This window comes from Acinetobacter sp. 1124_18A, assembly GCF_052824995.1.
Genome location: NZ_VTDF01000001.1, coordinates 879,784 through 896,797, shown reverse-complemented (window position 1 = coordinate 896,797; position 17,014 = coordinate 879,784). Strand labels below are relative to the sequence as shown.

The window sequence follows — 17,014 nt, the reverse complement described above, 5'->3', positions numbered from 1 at the left end:
CCGGCAAGTTTGTCGGCTTATTCATATAATTCTTTTAATATTCCCATCATATTTACATTGCCTCTCTTTATCTCAAAGAAAATATCCTTAAAAATAAACGTCTAATCAGGAAACAAGGACCAATATGGCACAGTTTGCAGTCATTGGCTTAGGAAGTTTCGGAGCAACAGTTGCTCAAGAGCTCACAAAATTAAATCATGATGTTATTGGCATTGATACAGTAAAAAAGAATGTTGAAAATCTTGCCAACGTTTTAACTCATGCCGTCATTGCCGATGCGACCGACGAACATGTACTTGATGAACTCAATATTCAAAATTGTGATGCAGTTGTGGTCGCAATTGGTGAAGATATTGAAGCAAGTATCTTATGTGTACTGAATTTAAAAAATTTAGGCATGGACAAAGTTTGGGTAAAAGCAAAAACCAAAGCCCATCACACCATTTTGTCGCACCTCAATATCAATAAAATTATTCATCCTGAAGAAGATATGGGGGTACGAGTTGCCCAAGCGCTGAACTATCCAATGGTGAGTCGCTATATGTCTTTAGAAGATGATCACTACATTATAAAAATTGAAATCCCCGAAAAGCTTAATGGTATTAACTTATATGGCATTATGCAGCAAGCACCACAGGTTAAAACATTGCTCGTAAAAAGACAGCAACAAATTTTGTTTGAGACCGAAGAAAATTTCACCTTGCAAACGCATGATATTCTTATTTTAGAAGGTCATTTACCCCAGTTAAAGAAACTTTCTAATTGCTTCCTATAAGAGGCGAAATCTAGAATATGTCTATATATCCCAAGCCCCATAAAACATTAAATTTAAGCCCTCCTTCACTCTTGGCACTGGGGTTTCTGGGCTTTATTATTTTTGGCACTCTATTACTCAAACTGCCATTTGCCAATACGGGTCATGTGAGTTGGATGGACGCGCTTTTTACAGCCACCTCAGCCGTCACAATTACTGGCCTATCTGTTTTAAATATTCACGAGTCTTTTACCCTGTTCGGGCAAACCATTATTTTGTTGTTGATTCAATCTGGTGGTTTGGGTTTTATGACTTTTGCTATCTTAGCTGCATTAAGTTTGTCACCCAAAGTTGGTCTTAAACAACAAATGATGGCTCAAGATAGTCTCGGTCAAACAAGCCTGTCAAAGGTGACGTTTGTTGCTAAGGGAGTTGTCACTTACACCCTTATTTTTGAGCTTATTGGTACAATTATTCTCACGACTGCTTTTACACCGACTTACGGCTTTGCACGTGGATTGTACTATGCGATTTTTTACAGCATTTCTTCATTTAACAATGCTGGTTTTTCATTATTTTCTAATAGTTTAATCAGTTTTCAAAGCAACTATATTATTTGTATAACTGTTAGCATACTTTACACCTTAGGTGGACTTGGCTTTTTGGTTCTTATGGACATTAAGCAAAATAAAAAATGGAAAAAACTTACCCCGAATAGCAAGCTGATTCTTACAACTATTACAGTGATTAACCTGATTGCCTTTATTTTAATTTGGGCTTTAGAAGCTCAAAATCCTCATACCCTAGGAATGCTCAGTGTAGGTGATCAAGCGCTGAATGCTTGGTTTCAAGCCACTGTTCCGCGCTCATCAGGGTTTAATACCATTGATACAGGCGCAATGACCAACAGCAGCTCTTTACTCATGATGTTGCTTATGTTTATTGGTGGTGGTTCACTCAGTACAGCAGGCGGAATCAAAGTTGGAACCTTTGTCATTTTAGTACTCAGTGTTATTTCATTTTTACGTCGTACAGATGAAATCCGAATATTTAATCATTCTGTCGCACACGAAACGACGTATAAAGCTTTAGCTGTAACTGCAATTACGAGCATACTCATTTTCATGGGATTCTTTATAATTTTACTTTTAGAACCTAAAGCAGATTTTATGAATTTGCTTTTTGAGGTTGTTTCCGCGGCTTGTACTGTAGGGCTTTCTCGTGGAATCACGCCAGATCTGCATAATGGTAGTTTATTCATTTTAAGCTTATTGATGTTTGCTGGGCGACTCGGCCCATTAACACTGGCTTATTTAATTGCCACGCCGAAAAAAAGTCGGCTCAAGCATCCCCAAGCCAACATTCAAATTGGATAATAAAAAAAGCTGCTTTAAAAGCGGCTTTTTTATAAGTAAAAACTTAGTACCAGTTCATGAGTGAAACACCCAAGCCCGCGTAGGTTGCTCGGTGGTTATAGTCAATCAAGCTTTCACCGTAACCATTAAACAACTGGAAGTGTCCACGCAATTTACCACTGATTGGAAAAGCCCAATCAAATTGAATAGCGCCATGAGAATCATCACCACCTTTCAAGGAATGACGCAGCATTAAAGAGAAGTCATTCTGCTTCCACTTATAAAATGCTGTTAAATCACCACGTCCGATGTAATTTTCCATATCTGGATTATTATCATCTTTGCTGTCTTCTTCAAGACGAATCCATGGACGAAGCATTACAGCAAAGTTACCGCGCTCTAATCCAACGTTAAAGATGACACGGTTCCAGCTACGAGATAATGGATCTGAACGACCATTTGACTGGTGATTTAAGGTAACCCCAAGCAGACGGCCATCTAAGCCAAGCAATTCATAGTTCGTTCTAAACATTAAACTTGCTTCAGGCTCATAATTCGTTTCACGGAAAGGACGAGACTCTTCAGCATTAAATGTTTGCCAACGTGAAGATTGGGTATAACCTACCCACAAATCACCATTATTACCAAAAATATTTTCCCAAGCTTTGGTCTTTAAAGAAATCTGAAATTTACTTTCCATTGATTTCAAGTTTTGGGCTGTATGTTCTACATTGTTTGGATTTGGGCTAGTAGGTAATTCATTTTTGTCACTGGTCCAGAATACAGGTAGCAAATAGACTGGCTGATAAGCACGAATATTCCAAACCCCTAATTTACTCTCTTCAGATAGCTCCCAACGTTGATCTAGCAAAGAAGTAGTAGGCTGAAGTTTCGGTGCTTTACCAATTATTTTGATATTACTCACTGTATCTACCACCTTCTCTTTAAAAGTTTCAGGTGGAACAGCAGGTGCATCAATTTTTTTAACAGGCTCTGGTACAGCCGCAGCTTGAATAACTGGTAAAGCTGACGGTTTAAATACAGAGTCATAACAAGCCAGACGATCGGCATTCGAAGCAAGAGCAACACATGCATCTACTGTCGCGGGGGTTACAGGTGCCAAGGTGTCAGCATATGTCACAGACGCACACAAACAGCTAAGCACGATTCCCATGCTTAGCTGTAAAGATGTGCGTTCAAATTGTCTGAACGCCATGTTCATCTCCAATCTTTATTTTAATTCACTTGTTGAATGGTAAAACCTAATTGCTGCAATTCATCGCGTTTAGCAAATGGTGCAACTACAGCTTTTACAGGAGTTTGCTCAACTAAATATTGACGAGCAACACGTTGTAAATCATCTAATGTTACATGCAACAATCTCTCACGTAAGATACGGCGGAAAGTTGGTGTTCTTGCATGCAACAATGCATAACATGCAGTAATCGCCTCACCCGCTGGTGAACCTGGTTTATCCATACTTGCAACTAGGCCAAGAATCGCTTCTTCAAGCTGATGAGGCTGTTGTTCCGTATTTAATAACCACTGCACACTTGCTTCAAAATCTTTAAAAGTTTCTGCTAAACGTGGGTCACGGTAACTATAGAAACGGAATGAACACGCATTCCCATCATAACTTGCTCCGCCACCATACGCACCGCCTTTCTCACGAATGGCGCTGTGTAAGAACCCATTACGTAAATAAGCTGCCAATACCATTAGCGGAGCTGCATCTGGATGCGACACATCCACCGCCTGATAAGCTGAAGCACAGAACTGAACATTTGCCTGAATTAACCATGCTTCATGATTATTGTCATTTGCCTGTTCTACGTGAGTTAATTCTGTTTCGGTTGCATCAACGTTTAGTTTATCCCAAACATTTTGGATTTCTTCAACTAAACGTTCAGACTGATGTTCTTCACATACAAGCAAGAATTGTTTAGGCGCTTGCAATAATTTACGATGAATACGTTTTAATTCTGCGATCAAATCATCATATGCAGCAGAGTCTTGAGTAATCTTAGTAACAAGCTCACCTAACCAATTTAATGCACCTAAACCAGTGTTTTGATAGTCGCGTTGAGCCAATGCACTCATATTACGTGACGCGATTTGCATTGCGTAGCTATGACCTGCTCCAGATAAGCGAGATTGCCAACGTGTTTTACGTTGTTGCAATAACTCAATAATTCGCTCTTTCTCATCAAATCGAAGCTGTTCAAATGCTAATTTTAATAAATGAATTGCATCAAACTTCTGAGTCAACGATTTAGTCGTTAACGTTAACCAAGCACTAATTTTATCTTTGTCATCAACTTTACTACGTAGTGAAGCGCCCATTCCTAAACCACCACTTACCGCCGTTTGTAAGTTTTGTAGTTCAAGATAGTCATATTCACCTGCACCTACTTCGCCCATCAAGATAGAAAGCAAATTGAAGTAAGGTGACTTCACAATGTCTTCAGGAATCTGAATAAGTACTTGTTGATAGTAAATACCGTTCGTACCAGCATGGTACAGATTCAACGGCGTATCCATACGATTACAAAGAATTTCGCGTAATTGACCCTGCACAATATGCAAATCAGCAGGTACATCTTCCAGACCTACTTTTGGTAATAGTTCAAGGTTGTCTGGAGTATCCTGACGTTCCTCTAGCGCCTTGGTATTAGCGATAATTTCAGCCTTATCAGCATCTGTTAACTTCTCACCAATAGCAGCTAAACGTGCTTTTTCTGCTTCTTGCTCTTTTACAGACTTAGTAGGGTCTGGAACTAGAGTCATCTGCACACGATGCGGGTTGTCTAGCAAATGTGTTTGAATCAGATTTGATAACCACATTGGGTCTTTCAACTCTTCTTTAACTTGTGCAATTGCGCTGTCAACATCCCAAATTTGAATTGGGTCATTGTGGTGGATCGCACCGCTTAAGCCATTTAAAATTAAACTTAAGCCATAAGGTGTACCATCACCATTAATTTCACGTTGATGCAACTCAATCTGATGCAAAATTGCATCGACTAAATTACTATCAATTGGTTTTGCAGCAACATCACGCAGAATATTTAAAACACCATCTCTAAAGCTTTGCGCATGTTCTGGGTTTGAACCTTGAACACCACAGTAGAAAGTCATTTCAAAATTACTATCGTCCACGCCCATTAATGGACCTGTTGATTGAGCATAACCACATGTTTCTAGGTAATGACGCAGTGGTGAAGCAGAGTTTTCTAACAAAATTCCTTCAACCAAACGCATTCCCAAACGCAATTTCACTTCATTTGCTTCTGGTAATAACCAAGATAGAACGTGATAAGTTTTATCTTTTAAATCATCACTATCAACACCATAGTTTTCTGTTACTTCAATTGGCGCTGCTAAACGTTTTTCGGGCTTAGAATATAGAGTTGTTCCAGCAGAAAACTTATGTAGAGCTAGTTTTTCAAATTGCTCTTGCAACTCATAGGCTGTTTGATTGCCAAAGGTCATGAATACAGCATTACTTGGATGATAATGTACCTTATAAAAATCGACTAACTGCTCATACGTTAAATCAGGAATATCTTTCGGGTCGCCGCCTGAGTTGTAATGATAGGTCGTTTCAGGAAATAAATGATGAGCCAACTGATGATAAAGTTGGTCAGACGGTGCACTCATCGCACCTTTCATTTCATTAAAAACAACACCTTTATAAACAGGTTGCCCATTTTCAAGTTCAATACGAATACCTTCTTGAGCAAAATCAAGCGGATTCAAATTAGCGGCAAATGCTGCATCAAGATAAACAGAGAGTAAGTTTTGGAAATCTTTTTTGTTTTGAGTAGCAAATGGATATGCTGTCCAATCTGCTGCTGTAAATGCGTTCATGAACGTATTTAAAGAACGGCGAATCATTAAAAAGAACGGATCACGTACCGGAAACTTTTCAGACCCACACAAAGCGGTATGTTCTAAAATATGTGCAGTGCCTTTAGAGTCCATAGGCTGTGTTCTAAAAGCAACCAGAAATACATTTTCATCATAATCAGTTGCCAAGTGATAATGCACCGCACCTGTAACTTTATGCTTATATTCAGACACTAAAATATCTAATGCTTCTACATGGTGCTGACGTAGCAACTGAAACGCAGGGTGAACAGTTTGAGAAATGGTTTCAGTGACATCTACAGTCATGTGATCTCCTAACATATCGGATAAGTGAATAAGTCTCATTATAGCCTGAGTCAGCTTGAGATTGGCGAACAAAAGCCAAGTAAAATACTATGTTTTTGTTGAGTATTAGTTTTCATTGGCGCGGCTTTGATATCAAGCACATAGCTATGAATGTTTTATCCTAACAGAACATAAGCTTTTAATTCTATGTATATGCTATCCAACAAATAAAAAAGCCCATCAAGTTGATGAGCTTTTATAAAAAACTTTTATTTAAAAACGATAACGAAGTGCAATTTGAGCATTTAATGGATCACCCATCATGTTTGAATCATTCGCTCCGCTATGCCCTGAAACAAAATAATCGCGATCAAATAGGTTATTTAAGTTGAAGTTCACATCATAACGTTCGCTTTGATAGCCTAATGCCGCATTTACAACAGCGTAACCTGGTAAAACATTCTTGTTATCGGAGGCACTAAAACGTGAGGATTCGCCACGTCCGCCCACAGCCGCATACCAGTGATCATTAATTTGATATTTTAACCACAAGTTTGCAGTGTTATTTGGCGTGAGCGCAGAATGATTGCCTGTCAGTCCAATAGCAGATTTTTCAATTTTGCCATCCATATAGGAATAGCCTGCTAATACTGATAATTGATCAGTTAATTGACCAGCTACTGATAACTCAACACCTTTGGTTTTTTGCTCACCCGCTAAGATTGCACTTAAACCCTTAGGATCATTCGGATCTTGGTTTTGAATATTCGTTTGGCTCATTTCAAACAAAGCCAATGTCACATTCAATTGATCACTTACATCCCATTTTGCACCAACCTCAATATTTTCGGTTTTCGTTGGACTCAAATCATCACTATTTTTATATAAAACAAATGAATCAGCCAAAGGCTGGAAAGACCGATTATAAGAAGTGTATAGTGAAATATTACTTACTGGCTGATAAACCACCCCGATACGTGGAGAATAGGTGTTATCAGTTCTATTTAATATTTGAGATTTCACTTTATTATTACGATCTTGCGATAAATTATCGTAACGTAAACCCACTAAAACTTTCAGCTGATCTGTAACTGTCATTAAATCTTGTAAATAGATACCGTAGTTTTCAAATGTATTACTATTATTAGTTTCCGCAGCTACACTTGTATCTAATGGAGCCCAATTTTCAAGCTCTGGGTTAAATATATTTGTAATTTGACGAGCTTTGCTCCACACGAGTTCATCTTTGTGCTGCTTACTGTACTCTGCACCAATCAAAGTGTTATGTTTTAAAAATCCTGTATTAAATAAACTACTTAATTCTTGCTGAACATAGACGCCATCTTCGTTGCGTAAACGTTTATTTTGAGTCAATTGAATTTGATCAGCGGGCAATTTATTTTTTGCAGAATCTTGATGTGAATCGACACTGTATTGACGGTCTAATGAGTAGTTATAGTGACGAACTGCTCCATGATATTTTAGATTATCGTTAAACTCATGATCTAAGCTTATGGTTTGGCTTGAAATTTCAGTATCAACATCGCCAACCTCTTTACCATTTAATGCACCATAAAAAGTTTTAGGGTTTGTTTTAACTGGTTTACCTGTAATTGGATCTGTCGGAAAACCTTGATCTGCTAAACGGTCATCATGCAAATAGTCAGCCTGAATTAAAAGCTTCGTCTTATCTGAAATATCCCATTGTAAAGATGGAGCAACTGCTTGGCGTTTTAAAAAGGCCTGATCACGATAGCCATCTGAATCTTCAACTGCGCCAGTTAAACGAACTTTAACATTCTCTGCTACTTTTTCATTCACATCTACTTCTGCACGGCGTTGCCCTGTTGTACCCCCAATCAGGCTCACTTCACGCAAAGATTCATCCATCGGTTTTTTATTAATTTTATTAACTAATCCACCCGCAGAACCACGCCCATATAATACAGAAGCAGGCCCTTTTAATACCTCAATACGCTCAACATTCGACATATCACGAAAATACAGTGCATCATCACGAATACCGTCTACATAGTTATCTGTAATAGCAGAAAAACCACGAATCATGACCTGATCACGCTGCCCATCCCCCACACTAAAGCTCAAACCTGCAACGTTTTGCAAAGCTCCTTGCATTGAGGTTACGGTTTGCTCTCTTAAAACTTGTTTAGGCACCACATTTACGATTTGAGGAACATCTTTTAATTGCATAAGTCCTTTAGTTGCAGTTGATGCTTGTCCCACTTCTTGTTTTAAGCTTTGTTCCTTTTCAGCTTTTACTGAAATTGTTGGAAGATTCGTTACAGCCTGTTGGTCTGCCTCTACGGCATATACATGGCTTGTCATAACCCCAACTGATGAAATAAATAAAATAGAACGCTTCATGTAAATTCGCTACGAAAAATTTCATGCGAAGTTTCAATGAAATACACTGCACTTGTAAATATTAGTAAGAATCATTATTAATTGATAATATTTATTAAAAGTCTAAGTTCAATGGCCTTGTTAAATCAGCCCTGACTTTAAAATCATCTTATTAAAAAAGAATTACTATGAGGTGTATTTATTCCGCTATCCCCCATTTTTTAAGAAAATAACGGACCTCTCTCGATAACCATCTTTAAATTCCTTAAAGTTGATAATGAAGATACCCATAAAATGCCTGAGCTGACCTACTTACGATCTTAATAATATTCAAACAACAATATTTCCCTTCTAATTTTTGAATTAACTGAATTTTATTCAACAAACTACAGCAAATCCAAGCAATGGTGTAAACTTAGCAACCTGATTTTTTTATTTGTGACAACACATATGGCAACTGTAGATCTTTTTGCAATTGGTAATGCATTAATCGACCAAGAATTTAAAGTGTCTGATGATTTTCTGAATCAACAAGGCTTGCAAAAAGGCACAATGCAGTTGTCCGATGGTGACACTCAATCTGCTCTTTATGCAGAGTTAAAACAGCATCAAGACTATAAAGGTCAAGCAAGTGGCGGTTCAGCGGCAAATACGACTGTAGCTTTCAGTGCATTAGGCGGAAGCGCTTTTTACGGTTGCCGCGTTGGTAACGATGATTTAGGTGCAATTTATCTGCAAGGTCTAAATGAAGCTAACATCCAGACCACACCAAAATCGATCAGTGAAGGCGTAACTGGTACCTGTATGGTACTCATTAGCCCTGACTCTGAACGCACAATGCACACCTATTTGGGTATTACTGCCGAACTGTCTCAAGATCAAATCGATTTTGAACCATTAAAAACAGCAAAATGGCTCTATATTGAAGGTTATCTTTCTACAAGTGAAACCGCTCGTAAGGCTGTAAAACAAGCAAGAGAAATTGCAAAAGCAAATGGCGTTAAAATTGCCCTATCTCTTTCAGATCCTGCAATGGTGCAATACGCTCGTGAAGGCTTGGAAGAGTTCATGGATGATGGCGTAGACTTACTATTTTGTAATGAACAAGAAGCCTTAATGTATACAAATACAACTTCTGTAGAAGATGCTCTGGCTCAATTACGTTTTAAAAATCATACTGTAGTCATTACACAAAGCGCTAAAGGTGCATTGGTTTCTAACTCAACTCAACATTTCCATGTTGCTGGACGACATGTAGAAGCCGTTGATACAAATGGTGCAGGCGATGCATTTGCAGGCGCATTCCTATATGCCCTAAATTACCATCAAGATTTGAATGCGGCAGCTCAGTTAGCTATCTTAATTTCGAGTGAAGTAGTCTCTCAGTTTGGTCCACGTTTAGCTGTTAATGATTATGCTAAACTTCTTGAAAATTTTCAGAAGGAATGTGCTTAAAATGGAAAGGATCTGTATGACGGAAGAAGTTCCTGAGCGCGAAGCTAGGGCTTTTGACACTTTACAAGGAACTACTATTTTCGTTACGCAACGTGACGGTGCATTCTATGCTTATCAGAATTTATGCCCTCACCTACAAACTGAGCTTGAATATCTAGAAAATCAATTTCTAGATCAAGACAAAGAATATATCCAATGCTCTACTCACGGTGCTTTATTTAACGTGGAAACCGGCGAATGTATTTCAGGTCCTTGTTTAGGTGATTTTTTAAATAAAGTTGAGCTTAAAGTACATTCAGATGGCGGTATCTATATCGTAGACTGAGACTATTAACATTAGAGTTTCTGCCATGGCTGATTTCTTTTTCAATTATTATCTTATGCCATTTCACTTAAGTGTAGTGGCTTTGATATTGCTCAGCGTGGTAGAAACCATTGGTATGTATATTGGACTCCGTCCAAGTCAATTACTCAAAAAAATTGCACCCGATTGGCTTTCTAACTCACCACTACTTAATGTTAAATTTTCTAAAGCTCTAATTTTCGTTTTTTTACTTATCAATTTCAGTTATGCAGGCTACTTTTTACAACTCTCTTTCTTCGCAATACAGCATTATTTTATTTCCCCATTTTATTTAATCGTCCCTGCACTAGTCATCGCAATCTTCTTTACTGTGTTCATGATTCACTGCCTTGACCAAGTAATTAAGCCAAAGCTTACTCATACTAACTATAACCTCTTAGGCCGATTAGCTACCATTTCTAGTGGTAATGCTAGACCTGGTTTTTCTGCTCAAGCACGCGTACGTGATGAATTTGGCCAACTTCACTATGTTCAAGTAGAACCAGAATATGGCGAACTCGAATTACATTCCCAAGTCATTCTTGTCAGAGTGCATAAAAGCCATTATGTAGCTAAGAAAATTTCCGTATCAAACGATCTTTTCGCACCCGACTAATTCTTAATAATTGCTGTAGTCCATTATTGCTTTTTGCAGGCTTTATTGCGCCCTTATTTTCTCATTTATTTAATTAATTATTTATTATTCCGACCACCTTAGTTTGAAATAAAGTTAATAAATATTATATACAACCATTTTAGTTGGTATTAAATTAAAACAAACCATTTTAATAAACTTTATATCTTTTATTTACAAGTGTTTTAGTTGGAATTAATAATCAATTCAAACCATTTTAGTATGATATTTATTTTAAAATAACAAGTATTTGTTTTATATAAACTAATTATTTAAATATTCATTTAAAATATATTTAATGTTTATTTTTATTATATTTTGATTAATAATAAAATTATTATCAAATGAGGTTTAATTTATGAGCCTTTATTTTAAAAATCTTAATAGTCGTTTAATTAAAGAAATCACTATTATTCTAATAATAAAAATAGTGCTTCTTTTAACGATTAAACATATTTGGTTTGATGCTCCCACCATCCCCAAAAATTTCGACAATCAGGTCGCTGAGCATATTGCTGGCGATAACATTTCCAACATTAAGGAGACACGTTGATGATTTCTGAAAGCGTGGTTGATCTTTCGCGGTTTCAATTTGCGATGACCGCAATGTATCACTTTCTTTTCGTCCCTTTAACTTTAGGTTTGGCATTTATCCTTGCCATCATGGAAACCACTTATGTCATTTCTGGTAAAGAAATTTACAAAGATATGACTAAATTTTGGGGAAAATTATTTGGTATTAACTTTGCTTTAGGGGTTACGACTGGCTTAACAATGGAGTTCCAGTTTGGAACAAACTGGGCTTATTACTCACACTATGTAGGTGATATTTTCGGTGCGCCATTAGCAATTGAAGGCCTTATGGCATTCTTCCTTGAATCGACATTTATAGGTCTATTTTTCTTTGGATGGGACCGATTAACTAAAGTTCAGCACCTAGGCGTAACATGGTTAGTTGCACTAGGTTCTAACATGTCAGCGCTCTGGATTTTAGTGGCGAATGGTTGGATGCAAAACCCAGTAGGTGCCGCATTTAACTTTGAAACGATGCGTATGGAATTAGTTGATTTCGGCGCACTTATCTTTAACCCTGTAGCTCAGGTTAAATTTGTACACACTGTATCTGCAGGTTATGTAACTGGTGCAATTTTTGTTCTTGCTATCTCAAGCTACTACTTGCTTAAAAAACGAGATCTACCTTTCGCACGTCGTTCATTTGCAATTGCTGCAATTTTCGGTCTTGCATCTACACTTTCAGTAATTTTGTTAGGTGATGAATCTGGCTATGAGCTAGGTGATGTTCAAAAAACTAAACTCGCTGCAATAGAAGCCGAATGGGATACTCACCCTGCTCCTGCTCCGTTTACCTTGTTTGGCGTACCAAATCATGAAGAGATGCGGACAGATTATGCGGTTAAAATTCCATACGCATTAGGTTTAATTGCAACTCGCTCAACAACCAAAGAAGTTACTGGTCTTAAAGATCTCATGCAGCAGCATGAAGTTCGTATTCGCAACGGTATGCTTGCCTATGCTGAACTTGAAAAATTACGTGCAGGCGATCGCTCACCAGAGTTATTAGCTTCATTTGAAAAAAATCAAAAAGATCTAGGTTATGGCCTACTTCTTAAAAAATATGCACCAAATGTAGTTGATGCAAGCGAGCAAAATATTAAAGCTGCTGTAAAAGATACTGTTCCAAATGTTACAGCGCTATTTTTCTCTTTCCGTGCAATGGTTGCCTCTGGCTTCTTAATGCTATTACTTTTCATTTTAGCAACTTGGGCTGTAGCAAAAAGAAATGCTGAAAATAAACCTTGGCTACTTAAATATGCATTGTTTGGTTTGCCACTTCCTTGGATCGCTGCACAAACTGGTTGGTATGTAGCTGAAGGTGGCCGTCAACCATGGTCTATTGGTGAAATTTTACCAACACACCTATCTACTTCTAGTTTAAGTACTGGCGATGTATGGGGTTCAATTCTGGCGCTAGCAGCATTCTATACCGCACTTTTAATTATTGAAATGTACTTAATGATTAAGTTTGCTCGCTTAGGACCAAGCTCTTTGCACACTGGTAAATATCATTTTGAAAAGCAAGAACCGAAAACAGCTGTTAATGGGGAGGCCTTATCATGATTGAATATGAACTATTAAAAATCATTTGGTGGGTTTTAGTTGGTGTACTTCTGATCGGCTTTGCTCTCACTGACGGTTTCGATATGGGTTCCATGGCTCTGATGCCTTTCGTTGGGAAAACCGATAACGAACGACGTGCGGCCATTAACACGATCGCGCCTCACTGGGATGGCAATCAGGTTTGGTTTATTACAGCAGGTGGTGCATTATTTGCTGCATGGCCAATGGTATATGCTGTAGCTTTCTCTGGTATGTATTGGGCATTACTACTGGTTTTATTCGCCCTTTTCTTACGACCAGTTGGCTTTGATTATCGTTCCAAACTTGAAAACACCAAATGGCGTAATTCATGGGATTGGGGCCTATGCATTGGAGGCGCTGTACCAGCGCTTGTGTTCGGTGTAGCCTTTGGCAATTTATTTCTAGGCTTACCTTTTGGTTTAGATGACACTTTACGCTCTGAATATACTGGCAGCTTTTTTGCTCTTTTAAATCCGTTTGCATTAGTTTGCGGTATTGTCAGTCTTTCAATGCTCTGTGCCCATGGCGGTGCATGGCTCATGTTGCGTACAGACGATGCTTTAAAGCAACGCTCTGCAAAAGCAACCCAGATTATGGCAATGATATTTTTAGCTTGTTTTCTTGTTATCGGAGCTTGGTTGTATTTTGGTCAAATACCCGGTTATAGCTATGCAGTAGCAATTGATCCAAATGCTGCACTCAACCCTTTAGCAAAAGAGGTAGTTACCAATAGCAACCCAGGTTGGATGAACAACTACAGTACCTATCCAATTACTAAAGTTGCCCCAGTTCTTGCAATATTAGGTGCAATCATTGCAATTATTGCAGCTTCAAAAGCAAAAGCAGGTCTAAGTTTCACTGGTACAAGTTTAATGATTGTAGGAGCAATTTTAACCGCAGGTTTTGCACTATTCCCGTTCTTACTGCCATCTAGCATTAATCCTAATTCTAGCTTGACGATGTGGGATGCTGTCTCAAGCCACCTTACTTTAGGCGTTATGACTGTAGCTGCTGGCATTTTTGTACCACTCATTTTGATCTATACCAGTTGGTCTTATTACAAAATGTGGGGCGTCATTACCAACAAACACATCGAGTCAAACTCGCATAGCTTGTATTAAGGAGAAGCAAATGTGGTATTTCGCATGGATCCTTGGCATTTTGATGGCATGTTTTGCAGGTGTACTCAGTGCACTTTATATCGAACATCATCAAAATCTAGATGAGGAATAAATCATGGCAAAAGCAATGACAGCATCAAATCATCGAAAAGTTCAAGCATTCGCAATGGCCCTTTCATTTCTGTTGGCATTGCCTCTTGCTGCAATTTTGCTGGTTTACCCTTCACTCATGTTAGATGCTAACGGACACTACAATCATAGCCAACTCATGTTGGTGATGATCGGTATTTCTGGTGGCTTTATTTATGGAGTGGGTTTTGTACCCAACTTCTGGTTATGGAAATGGTTATTTAGTCCATGGGTGGCTTGGCCTCTCATGCTTTTAGGCTATTACATCTGGTTTCTAACCTAAACAAAAAAGACCTCATTTGAGGTCTTTTTTCATTTCAATCAATTTAATAGGTACTATTGGTACCCCTACATTTGCTTCAACTGGATATGGCTGTTCATTATCCGTTTTCACATATCCACGTCGTTCATAATAAGCAATCAACTCTGAACGTACATCTAGCACATACATTACGGCGTTGGTCAGATGGGGAACTTCTTTCAATGCATATTGCTCCGCATATTCTAAAACAGAACGACCCACTCTCATATTTTGAACATGAGGATCTGTACAGAACGTCCCAACCTCAACTTGATTATTTTCAAATGTAAGTCCAATGCATGCAACAATTTTGGAAGAGTTAGTTTCCCCTACCAATAATGTCGAATTCGAAAGTTGTAGCTGTTCTTCTAATTGGTGCTCTGTAATACGTTGCCCTTTTACAAACTCAAGCTCAGTTGTCCAACTTCTGCCTTGTTGTTCTCGATAAGACGTATTAATTAAATCTACAAGCTGTGGAATATCAGCGAATTGAGCTAAACGGAAATTTAAATTAGTCATAAAATATACTTAGGCTATTTATAAAAATTCTAAAAATAAAGCCGATATTAAATCGGCTTTATTTTAAATAGCAATTGATTAATTTGATTGTTCTGCTAACCATGCCATAAATTTTTGACGCTCAGCTTTAGAAGCTTTCTGCCAAGTTTCCACTAACCGTTGATCATTCGTTTGTGCTACACCTGTTACTGGCATAGACGTTGGAGCTGGTACAACAACCTGAGCAGAAGTAGGTTTAGCCGAGGCATACACAGCTTCAGGCTGTGGTTTAGATGATTTAGTCGTAAAGTCGCTTACTTTACCCAGTAAGCCAGTTGCAAACCATGGTTTTGCTTCATTGTTTGCACCCGTTTGTTTCACAATTAATTCATTATTTGCACTATACAAAGCAACTGTTGGTTGTTCAGCATATTTTTTCGCATTTTCAAAGTCCTTAGGGACATCTAGCATCGAAAGCTTGTAAGTTTTCCCATCTTGCAATGCAGGTGTTTGAATTGTAACTACACCAGATTTAACAATGTCATGCTCGCCATTTAAATGTTCAAAATATTCTTGGTAACGCACGCTTAAGCTAGTCTCACCCGCATCGACTTTATAGTTATTTTTTGATGAACGAAATAACCCAGAATTGACTTCTTGACCATTTACCGCAAGGATTACAATTTCCTCTGGTGCTGTAATTGTAACTGCTGAAAATACTGAACCACTGAGTAATAAACCAATTGCAGCAACACCTAATCTTAAAGTCATCTGTTTCTTTCTCTGTATTTGATAAGCTATTAAATCATGAGCAATATGCAATATGATTGTGACTATTTTATGACAGTACAGTTACTGGCTAATTTTCAGATTTATTATTTTTAAAATATATAATTGAATTTCATCAGTTTGCGTTTTATTTAGTCCTTGCATTAATTGTCAAAACGTAAAAAAAGAGCACCTAAATAGGTACTCTTTTTTAAATTTGAATTAATTGAAAGTTTTGAAACGATCAGCATCATTAATAAATGCTTTTTCGCCTGCTGGCGCTTCAACTGAACCAAATACTAATTGAGCACGTAATTTCCAAGTTGCAGGCACATCAAATGCTTCAGCTGCTTCAGCATCAACAATCGGGTTATAGTGCTGCAAAGATGCACCTAAACCAAGCTCTGACAGCGCAGTCCAAGTTGCAAATTGAGCAATCGCGCTTGAATGTTCAGACCATACAGGGAAGTTATCTGCATATAATTCGAATTGCTCTTGTAAATTTTTAACAACAGCTTGGTCTTCATAAAATAAAACCGTACCAGCACCCGCTACAAAGCTATCAATTTTTGTGTTTGTACCAGCAAAAGCTTCTGCAGGAACAATTTTACGTAATGCTTCACGAACTAAATTCCAGAATTTAGCATGAGATTCACCATATAATGTCACCACACGTGAAGATTGCGAGTTAAAAGCTGAAGGGCTATGTTTAACCGCCTCACGAATTGTCTCTTCAATTTTAGTGCGATCTAATGCAACATTTTTACCAATTGCATAAATAGTACGACGGTTTTTAATTTTATCTAAGAAAGTAGACATTTTGTTATTTCCTACCTATTGATTGACCATGGGTCGTTGTTTGGGAATGAATACAGTGTATTGAACTCATTTTTTATAATCAGCATTAAAAATATGACAGTTCGTTTTATTTTCGCAACAATAAAAAAAGATATACATATAAAAAAGCTCCACCATTT

At 37.8% G+C, this 17,014-nt stretch carries 16 protein-coding genes; 10 read left to right on the top strand and 6 right to left on the bottom strand.

Annotation, left to right across the window (positions count from 1 at the left end; all coding sequences use genetic code 11):
* Nucleotides 1–124: 124 nt before the first annotated feature.
* The gene (locus FY048_RS04385; protein WP_016137936.1) at nucleotides 125–775 is read left to right on the top strand and encodes a potassium channel family protein; all 651 of its coding nucleotides are present in this window, start codon (nucleotides 125–127) and stop codon (nucleotides 773–775) included.
* Between the two features lie 17 nt (nucleotides 776–792).
* Nucleotides 793–2,130 (top strand): TrkH family potassium uptake protein, encoded by a 1,338-nt coding sequence (locus FY048_RS04380; RefSeq protein WP_446090257.1) that lies wholly within the window; start codon nucleotides 793–795, stop codon nucleotides 2,128–2,130.
* 43 nt (nucleotides 2,131–2,173) lie between these two features.
* On the opposite strand, the gene FY048_RS04375 is transcribed toward FY048_RS04380, so the two are convergent.
* The 3 genes from FY048_RS04375 to FY048_RS04365 all read right to left on the bottom strand — a co-directional run bounded on the left by FY048_RS04375 (nucleotide 2,174) and on the right by FY048_RS04365 (nucleotide 8,649).
* Nucleotides 2,174–3,325: a phospholipase A gene (locus FY048_RS04375; protein ID WP_446090256.1), complete on the bottom strand. Its 1,152-nt coding sequence runs from the start codon at nucleotides 3,323–3,325 to the stop codon at nucleotides 2,174–2,176.
* Nucleotides 3,326–3,345: 20 nt separating this feature from the next.
* Entirely contained in the window at nucleotides 3,346–6,285 is a 2,940-nt protein-coding gene (locus tag FY048_RS04370; RefSeq protein WP_446090255.1) for an insulinase family protein, read from the bottom strand.
* Between the two features lie 252 nt (nucleotides 6,286–6,537).
* Nucleotides 6,538–8,649 (bottom strand): TonB-dependent receptor, encoded by a 2,112-nt coding sequence (locus FY048_RS04365; RefSeq protein ID WP_446090254.1) that lies wholly within the window; start codon nucleotides 8,647–8,649, stop codon nucleotides 6,538–6,540.
* A 429-nt stretch (nucleotides 8,650–9,078) separates the two neighbouring features.
* On the opposite strand from FY048_RS04365, the gene FY048_RS04360 reads away from it, so the two are divergent.
* From FY048_RS04360 to FY048_RS04325, 8 genes are all read left to right on the top strand, one after another.
* A complete protein-coding gene (locus FY048_RS04360; protein ID WP_446090253.1) occupies nucleotides 9,079–10,083 on the top strand; it encodes an adenosine kinase in 1,005 nt (334 codons plus the stop codon).
* A 16-nt stretch (nucleotides 10,084–10,099) separates the two neighbouring features.
* Nucleotides 10,100–10,408, top strand: coding sequence for a Rieske (2Fe-2S) protein (locus FY048_RS04355; RefSeq protein WP_252612785.1), 309 nt, complete (start codon nucleotides 10,100–10,102; stop codon nucleotides 10,406–10,408).
* Between the two features lie 25 nt (nucleotides 10,409–10,433).
* Nucleotides 10,434–11,042, top strand: a complete 609-nt coding sequence (locus FY048_RS04350; protein WP_016137929.1) for an OB-fold-containig protein — start codon at nucleotides 10,434–10,436, stop codon at nucleotides 11,040–11,042.
* Nucleotides 11,043–11,418: 376 nt separating this feature from the next.
* Nucleotides 11,419–11,613 (top strand): cytochrome oxidase putative small subunit CydP, encoded by a 195-nt coding sequence (gene cydP, locus FY048_RS04345; protein WP_005306157.1) that lies wholly within the window; start codon nucleotides 11,419–11,421, stop codon nucleotides 11,611–11,613.
* Nucleotides 11,613–13,199, top strand: coding sequence for a cytochrome ubiquinol oxidase subunit I (locus tag FY048_RS04340; RefSeq protein ID WP_016137927.1), 1,587 nt, complete (start codon nucleotides 11,613–11,615; stop codon nucleotides 13,197–13,199). The genes cydP and FY048_RS04340 overlap by 1 nt, the downstream gene beginning before the upstream one ends.
* Nucleotides 13,196–14,341: a cytochrome d ubiquinol oxidase subunit II gene (gene cydB, locus FY048_RS04335; RefSeq protein WP_133746746.1), complete on the top strand. Its 1,146-nt coding sequence runs from the start codon at nucleotides 13,196–13,198 to the stop codon at nucleotides 14,339–14,341. The genes FY048_RS04340 and cydB overlap by 4 nt, the downstream gene beginning before the upstream one ends.
* Nucleotides 14,342–14,351: 10 nt before the next feature.
* Nucleotides 14,352–14,453, top strand: coding sequence for a cytochrome bd-I oxidase subunit CydX (gene cydX, locus FY048_RS04330; protein ID WP_000270276.1), 102 nt, complete (start codon nucleotides 14,352–14,354; stop codon nucleotides 14,451–14,453).
* Entirely contained in the window at nucleotides 14,454–14,753 is a 300-nt protein-coding gene (locus tag FY048_RS04325; RefSeq protein ID WP_080593069.1) for a cyd operon YbgE family protein, read from the top strand.
* 12 nt (nucleotides 14,754–14,765) lie between these two features.
* Here FY048_RS04325 and FY048_RS04320 read toward each other — a convergent pair whose 3' ends face one another.
* The 3 genes from FY048_RS04320 to FY048_RS04310 all read right to left on the bottom strand — a co-directional run bounded on the left by FY048_RS04320 (nucleotide 14,766) and on the right by FY048_RS04310 (nucleotide 16,856).
* Entirely contained in the window at nucleotides 14,766–15,290 is a 525-nt protein-coding gene (locus FY048_RS04320; protein WP_446090252.1) for a GNAT family N-acetyltransferase, read from the bottom strand.
* 78 nt (nucleotides 15,291–15,368) lie between these two features.
* Nucleotides 15,369–16,040, bottom strand: a complete 672-nt coding sequence (locus FY048_RS04315) for a YccT family protein (RefSeq protein ID WP_446090251.1) — start codon at nucleotides 16,038–16,040, stop codon at nucleotides 15,369–15,371.
* 219 nt (nucleotides 16,041–16,259) lie between these two features.
* Nucleotides 16,260–16,856, bottom strand: coding sequence for a nitroreductase family protein (locus FY048_RS04310; RefSeq protein ID WP_004643073.1), 597 nt, complete (start codon nucleotides 16,854–16,856; stop codon nucleotides 16,260–16,262).
* Between the last annotated feature and the right edge of the window lie 158 nt (nucleotides 16,857–17,014).